The organism is Paenibacillus forsythiae T98, assembly GCF_000520735.1.
Taxonomy (GTDB): domain Bacteria; phylum Bacillota; class Bacilli; order Paenibacillales; family Paenibacillaceae; genus Paenibacillus_AQ; species Paenibacillus_AQ forsythiae.
The window spans coordinates 1-6,739 of the sequence record NZ_ASSC01000023.1; the positions used below are offsets into that span (position 1 = coordinate 1).

The following is a 6,739-nucleotide window of genomic DNA, read 5'->3' on the forward strand; positions in this document are numbered from 1 at the left end:
ACAAGGGAAGTTATTGCTGCTATGGGGATTGGATTGAATGAGGGATAACTAAAAAGATCTTAGTAAAGTTGTTTGGCTATTTGTGATACGGTTCTCCGCGATAGCTGAAGCGGCAAGTTTTTGACTACAAGATAATTATAAAGTCACATAAAAAGTGATAAGACCACACCTTATTCGGTTACCTTCTTTTTTACAATGTATTATTCTCCACCATATTTGATGACCCTTTTAGTATATTCTGTGTCTACTATTCAGTCCAACTTCAACCTGTCCGCTCAAAAAGCACAAGTCAGCGGCTTGTGCTTTTCGGTATTTCTATGATCTTCTAAATCATTGCACTCCAATAAGTCCAACCGCTTGCAAATCATCAATACTGAGGTACATTAATCCTTTATACTTCTTGACGTGAATACCACTCAGCACGAAATCGCCTTCTTTGGCTTTCTTATACTCATCGGTCAGAACAATGCTGACTCTGATAAATTCTACTCCGGCATATTTTCCTATCACTATCGTGTTAGGTTCACTGCTGCCAAGATTGTTCACTCCTTCAATCTCCGAGAGCATCGACAATGAAATCCAGCCCTCGCTCATAAGCGGGGGGAGCTTCTCCTTATTCCCTGCAGCAATTACATAATTCTCGTCAAAATAATCCGGATATCCCTTGAATCCAGGATCCTTAGCTTGCTCGGCTGTAGGAGGCACTCCAACAATGCGCACCTTAGGGAAGTTATCTACCGAATTCTGTATCGCCTGAATTTCTGCCAATTCCCGCAGTTCCTCCGATTCCAGACTTGCGGCTAGCGAGACAGTCCCGTCTACATTAAGTGCAATATAAGTTCCGTCAATATCGTAAGATGCTCCTGTGAAGGAAGGACTATTAATTTGAATGATGTTTACCTCCGGAGCGAAATAGACAGCATTCCCCGTTGCTTCCCCTACAATACGAACCGGGATGAATGTCGAACCGTTCTGAGAAAAGGGGGCCGCCTGCAGGCTTTTTTTCACGCCATTTACATAAGCTGTTTTGCTGCCGATGGTGAAGGAAATTTTAAGGCCGCTTTTCGTACCTGTGACTTGCTTCTGCTTCGCATTATATTCAACACTCAGAATAAGCTTCTCAAATAATTCACGAAAAGGGACGAACGATACATTATTCTTCGATATTGCTCTCGATGGAAGGGGCTGCCCGTCCACAAAAATATGGGCTCCCTTTCCGTCCGCTGAGACAGGAAGAACTCCCAAGCTAAATATCATAATCAGTACCATACATAGAACGAACCATTTTTTCAACACAATGCCCCCTTTTAGGTGTCTACCCATTTTCAGTCATTCATAGCCATTGCTAATTCTGTCGCAACTACCGATGATGCTACTTGCCCCTTCACTACTATATGCTTCCATATTAAACCATGTTAGATTTAAAAAATAGTAGCTGATATAGTTTCGCCCTACTTATGATATGGTTCACCGCGATAGCTGTAACGGCAAGTTTTTAGGCCATCCTTGGTGGGAGGGCCTCCTCTTTGTAAAGAGCGCGCCTTGCTAAACTCAGGTTTCCAGTTAGTTTAAGATCAAGGGATTTTGAGACTATATAAATTGAACTTGAAAATATCTTATAAGGGAAGAGGGACGGAGGAGAAGTTTGGAACTGTAGGAGCGATAGCGTCCGCCTTTGTCACCGGATTTCTACCGTTAATAACGGTACAAATCAAGAAATCTGGGGACATCAACTGCCGGAAGTCCAAACATTCTCTGGAGTCACGCTAATTCCAAAATAAAAAATCACAGGTTCAATCTATATAGATAGGGACAAAAATAAAGGTGAAAAGACCTGATTTTGAATATGAGAAAAAAAGCATACTCTTTCTATTGATAACATAAAATGGATATATTAGTTTATAGGTGGCAACTAAATCTAAAAAAATGGTATTGTCTCTGCTAGCATCTGCTTCTTTACTAACCCTTATTGTTCCAAGCACTTATGCTGCTGAACCGGTAGCAGAAACTAGCACGTATGCAGTTAGTTCGGTAGTTGTTACCACAAATTATACAGAAGAAGATATGGACCCAATTGTGTCACCATTCTCTCTATTAACAAACTATTCCTTTGGACCTCTTTCAGTTAATGACTTTACAACTACAGCATGGTTCAACCATTACTCTTACGGAAATATAACGGTAAAACTTGCCCAGTATCCCTCTTATGGTAGCGGAACTGTATCTATTGAGTATATTTTGAGAGCTTCTGAAAAAAATAGCATACCAATCGCTGGTAACTATTCAAGTGCTACTAAAACAATAACTTTTGACAATGTTCAAGCGGGTACTTATGCTTTGGAAATAAAAAATATTGGAGAGTTACAACTGCTAGTGGATATGGATCAATCAATGATTAAGTAAAACAAGAAGGCCAAGAAGGAGCCATTGTCGAAAACAATGGCTCCTTCTTTATGAAGTGAAATTACTATTTTGATGAACTTGATGGAACATCAGTATCAGTCGGGTTTTCATCATTTAAGGTTTTACCTAAGAGCAACGAATTGGGATAATTTTTAGAAAATTCTGCTTCATCTACTTTTAAAAAAAACTCGCCTTCAAAAATTAGTTGATTCGTATTAGGCCCGATTTCATCTATATTTCTTGCTATCTCCGATTCCTTAAAGATACTTTGTTCATCTGCTCGCACGAACATGCCATGAGGTGTATAGAATTGACTATAATACCCTTTTGCGATTTTTGATTCTACGGATTCTACGTTTTTTACTGATTCTTCGGATTCTACGGATTTCACGTTATTTGTTGAAAAATTAGTGTTAACAGGATTTTTAACTGTCTTATTTACGGTTTCCATTTCTGGATAGGTGTCTGCTTTTGAATTGGATATTAATACCGCTCCTGAAATAATAGTCACTGCAAAGGCTATTAAGCCTATTTTTTTAAACATATTATCCCCACCCTTTCTATACCAACAATTATTTCCTACTTTAAAACATTATATTCACTAAAATGTTGAACGAATGGATAAGGTCCGTAAAGGAAAAGATCCCACTATAAAATGTATTATTTTCCTGATTTTATTATACAACCTTTTAAAGTGCATGTGAACATCAGTTTACGATAATATTAATTTCCTTACGCATTAAATCTCCAATTCTCCTCTATGTAATATTATGTTCCAATAAGCCCTTTAATATGTAGAATTGGTTATTAAATTCCAAAATCTAAATGTATATATACTCCTGTTAGCTTAATAACTCATCCTTTTTAGACGAGGGTCAGGAAAAACCACTCTGTTACTTGGAGGATATTACGAATGCCTTAAAACGATTTCCCCAAAGCTAAAAGGAAAACCCCATACCTTTGACAATAATAGAATTCTTCCTATTTTTATAGATCTGAGTAATTGTAATGAACTGTTTTCAGACGAAACAAATGTTGAAATTCACTTTATCCGCCAAATAATAGAATTGCCTAAAACACAAGGTAACTATGTTGAAGTTGAGATAAAAATATTAGGTTTGATTAGCTCACTTGAAATGCACGAGGCTATGAGTGCACGAGAAATTGCAGATGCGATCGGTTGTAGTAGGCAGAAAGTTTCTTCATGGGGCTCCTTGGTATTAGCCAAGAAGAACTTGATTAACATAATATCTAAACATGGTAAGAACCATTATTATGGATCAGACGATTAAAATAGGCAAAAAAACTATACCATTTGGGAGAGCTAGTATTATATCTAGCCTCCCTTTCTTATTCAAAATGCTGTTATGTCATGTCATCTTTTCTGATCAATATCTGCATTCTCCGCTTTACCACTATTTGTGATACGGTTCAACTTACTTCATTCACTTATAAAGCAAATTCCATAAAGGAATCGTCTTCCGTAGATATTTTGAGATTCGCGGATGAAAGAAGGAGCATGTCCTCAGGTGCGCTCACCAAGAAATTCGTGTTTGTAAATCGCATGAATTCTTTCCAAAACGTTCCGCGCTTGATCTTTAAATTTTAAATCTGCAACCTGACCTTTCAGCAAAAACACGCCGGTCTCATTACGGTGTTCCCTGAGGGCCCCCTCATACAACAGGTTCGCGCCGTGGGTAGGCGGAGAGAAAAACAGCTTCATTAGCAAATTAACCACTATGGGCAGTCCGGATTTTGTTCCTTTTCTTACTGTATTATTGCCACCCGGGTCAACGCTGCGGATCATAATGCCTTCCTTGGCAAGCTGCGATGCGATAGCCTGAGTCCACAGCGAAAGCGCCAGCTTTGAAGTGGCATAAGGACCGAGCAGTTTGCGGAAGGTTTTGGGGCGTTCCAGGATTTCGATATTAAACTCTTTCACATAGTTTAGTGCTGAAGATGAGGTATTGACCACCGTTTTTAAGCCGCCGTTTTTTAAGAGTTCCTTCAATTCCATCAGAATGATATACGGAACGACCGTCATCAGTTCATAATGTTTCTCACGCCTTTGTTTCGAATAACTTAGCTCGGGAAAGCTCCCGCCGGCATTGTTGAACAAGATGTCGATCCGCCGCTCCTTTCCTTTGATCTCTTCCAAAGTACGTCTCAAGCTGGCATAATCGGCGAGATCCGCTATTTTATAAATGCGAAGCCATCCATTATTGATAGCTTTTTGGATTCTCATATCATCCGCAGGAAAGTCGGAACGGTTCAAAGCAACCACCTGCCATTCCTCCGACAGCAACTTCCGTGTTAATTCCAACCCGATCCCGTTGCTTGCGCCTGTAATCAGTGCGATATTTTCACGTTGGTTCGTGTTCATTGTACGTCTCCTCCTGAAGTCGGGATATTTTCCCCTGATAGCGCACATTCTATAACTTGGAGTCGACTCCAAGTCAAGGCGCGTAAGCAAAGTTTTTGTCCTAAGGATAAGAGACTTGACTTGGAGCCAGCACCAAGATGTATAATGCACAAAAAGAGCAATCTCCGGGAGGGAACAGGATGATGGCAGAGCAAACCTTTACAATAAAGCAAACCGCCGAGCAAACCGGAATTTCCGAGGATACGATCCGTTATTACGAAAAGATCGCGCTGCTACCCCGGGCGGACCGAAAGGACAACGGGCACCGCATCTACCGGCAGGAGGACATCAATACGATCCGGCTGATATCCTGCCTGAAAAAAACGGGGATGTCGCTGGAGAAAATGCGGCCGTTTTTGGCGGTCTCCGCCGACGCCGATCCCGCGGAATATCCCGAGCTGGTGGAGCACATAAGGAGCCACCGGGAAAATATCGTCAGCCAAATCGCCTCGCTGCAGCAGGTCGTCGATTTTATCGACATGAAGCTGGAGGAGGGAAGATACCGCCGGGACTACTCAGATGAAAGCCAGGACTGCGTGTCGGAGAAACTGAGGGGGGAACCGAAATCAAAGCCCGTCTCACCTGTTGAGATGAGTTATTTTTCTGTATCAGCCAAAACGGGAAAGCCACCGGCTTCCGTAAAATAAGCTCGAAACATCATAAGAGAGAAAGTGCAGGAGACTTTGGCGGCCTTTAAGAAATATCTATGCTCTAAGCACCTTAATGAGTGCACAGCATTGCAGTATCAACGTTCAGTTCGATTTTCTGCTTTACCACTATTTGTGATACGGTTCACCGCGCAGTCTTTTAACGGCATGTTTTAGCCCATTATAGTGTCATTCTCCTTTTGCAAGAAGAAAAGTGTTAGTTCGTTCACAACATCCGCATGCTCCATAGTTAGGGAATGGCTTGCTCCAGCAATTAAATGGGTCTCAAGATTAGGAATTAAACGCTTAGCATTAGCCATTGCCTTCTCGGCCGGGTATATTACTTCTTTATCTCCTATAAGGAGCATCGTAGGAATGTAAAAATTATGGAATTCCTGTTCGCCAAATACAGAGGGCATCACCTGCAGACGTGGTTTCGCATGGCGGTAACCCGCGATGACTTGAGAGCGAAATACAGGGTGTAATGACTCCCCCTTGCCTGAGAACCATAAAAAGGCATTGTCGATCCATTTCTCTGTGTGAAACAATAATGCAGGATAAATTTTCATAAAGAATTTTAAACTTATTCTATGGAAAGTTCCGGCAGGGGCATAAAGCAACAGCTTTGATACACGTTCCGGATAAGCAAGTGCAAAATTTAAGGATAAGAATCCTCCCATTGAGTGGCCTGCCAAATCTACCTTATTGAACTGCATTGCATCCAAAACTTCAAGAATCCACTGGTTAGCGGCCCTCCGATTTTTTATGACAACAGTAGGTTTGCTTTTACCGAAATCCCCCATAATGTCAACCGCATACACGCAACGCTCTTGAATCAAATGTTTTATGTTGGGGAACCACATCGTACTACTCATTGTCATTCCATGAAGGAGAATCAACGGCTCCTTACGCGGATCACCGAAACATAGTACATGAGTATCTCCAAATGTTGTCGCAATATAGCGTGATGTCCCCTCTAATCCAAACCATTCTAAACTTTTTTCGTAGCAATGGTAGTATTCTTCTTCGGTTGCTCTGCTCTTAAAGATAGATCCCATAGGACACCTCAGAATTTGAAATTTTCTACTCATTTTATCATGAAAAACTTGCCCCTACTTATGATACGGTTCACCGCGATTGATCTTCACCGTTTACTTTTTTAGGTATTCAGCCTGCGTTATTTATGATACAGCTCCCTCCGATGAGAAGACGAACAGACTAAACCGGCTGTTGGCGCTCCTCCATCAGACATCCCCTCAAGCGTTCC

The 6,739-nt window shown here is 41.2% G+C and carries 6 protein-coding genes; 2 read left to right on the top strand and 4 right to left on the bottom strand.

Annotation, left to right across the window (positions count from 1 at the left end):
* Positions 1–330 precede the first annotated feature (330 nt).
* Positions 331–1,293: a copper amine oxidase N-terminal domain-containing protein gene (locus tag L692_RS30440; RefSeq protein WP_025696334.1), complete on the bottom strand. Its 963-nt coding sequence runs from the start codon at positions 1,291–1,293 to the stop codon at positions 331–333.
* 612 nt (positions 1,294–1,905) lie between these two features.
* Here L692_RS30440 and L692_RS31565 point away from each other — a divergent pair.
* A complete protein-coding gene (locus L692_RS31565) occupies positions 1,906–2,403 on the top strand; it encodes a hypothetical protein (protein ID WP_156940267.1) in 498 nt (165 codons plus the stop codon).
* Between the two features lie 64 nt (positions 2,404–2,467).
* Here the strand turns inward: L692_RS31565 and L692_RS0100865 are convergent, their stop codons facing one another.
* Together L692_RS0100865 and L692_RS0100870 are read right to left on the bottom strand one after the other, a co-directional pair.
* Positions 2,468–2,947 (bottom strand): hypothetical protein, encoded by a 480-nt coding sequence (locus L692_RS0100865; protein ID WP_025696336.1) that lies wholly within the window; start codon positions 2,945–2,947, stop codon positions 2,468–2,470.
* Between the two features lie 981 nt (positions 2,948–3,928).
* Positions 3,929–4,786 carry an SDR family NAD(P)-dependent oxidoreductase gene (locus L692_RS0100870; protein ID WP_025696338.1) on the bottom strand — a complete coding sequence of 286 codons (858 nt, stop codon included), beginning with the start codon at positions 4,784–4,786 and terminating at the stop codon, positions 3,929–3,931.
* A 179-nt stretch (positions 4,787–4,965) separates the two neighbouring features.
* Here L692_RS0100870 and L692_RS0100875 point away from each other — a divergent pair, with 179 nt between their 5' ends.
* Positions 4,966–5,472: a MerR family transcriptional regulator gene (locus L692_RS0100875; protein WP_025696340.1), complete on the top strand. Its 507-nt coding sequence runs from the start codon at positions 4,966–4,968 to the stop codon at positions 5,470–5,472.
* 173 nt (positions 5,473–5,645) lie between these two features.
* On the opposite strand, the gene L692_RS0100880 is transcribed toward L692_RS0100875, so the two are convergent.
* A complete protein-coding gene (locus L692_RS0100880) occupies positions 5,646–6,530 on the bottom strand; it encodes an alpha/beta fold hydrolase (protein WP_025696341.1) in 885 nt (294 codons plus the stop codon).
* Between the last annotated feature and the right edge of the window lie 209 nt (positions 6,531–6,739).

Excerpts from the sequence above, each read along its gene's own strand:
- L692_RS0100865 (WP_025696336.1), bottom strand. The coding sequence starts at position 2,947 with ATGTTTAAAAAAATAGGCTTAATAGCCTTTGCAGTGACTATTATTTCA.
- L692_RS0100870 (WP_025696338.1), bottom strand. The coding sequence starts at position 4,786 with ATGAACACGAACCAACGTGAAAATATCGCACTGATTACAGGCGCAAGC.
- L692_RS0100875 (WP_025696340.1), top strand. The coding sequence starts at position 4,966 with ATGATGGCAGAGCAAACCTTTACAATAAAGCAAACCGCCGAGCAAACC.
- L692_RS0100880 (WP_025696341.1), bottom strand. The coding sequence starts at position 6,530 with ATGGGATCTATCTTTAAGAGCAGAGCAACCGAAGAAGAATACTACCAT.